General features: G+C 60.7%; 1 protein-coding gene. It reads left to right on the forward strand.

Features of this window, described 5'->3' with window-relative positions:
- The coding region (locus AC1D0P_RS31365; protein ID WP_477680293.1) for a hypothetical protein at positions 1 to 389 on the forward strand (389 nt) is incomplete at both ends.

The following is a 389-nucleotide window of genomic DNA, read 5'->3' on the forward strand; positions in this document are numbered from 1 at the left end:
GGGTCGGATTACCGCGATCAACGGCAATAGCCGCGACTACAACAGCTGGATGTATAGCTATGACTCAAACGGCCGCCTGAAATCGGCACATTCGGGAACGCCGGGCCATCCCGCCACGATCGCGTCGAGCCTGGACGAAGACTTCAGCTATGACGCCTACGGCAATCTCACGCTCCGCGCACGCCAGTCTTCCGCCGACAACGTGGCGATGGTTTATGCCAAGCCGCAGCCGCATGCGATCTCATCGGTCAACGGCTCGAACGGCTGGCTCTATGACGGCAACGGCAACACGACGAACGATCGCACCAACCGCTACACATGGGACGCCGCCAACCGGCTGTCGACGGTGCAGAACATCGCCAGCAGCATCACGACGACTTACGTCTACG

Source organism: Polaromonas sp. P1_G2 (genome assembly GCF_056405515.1).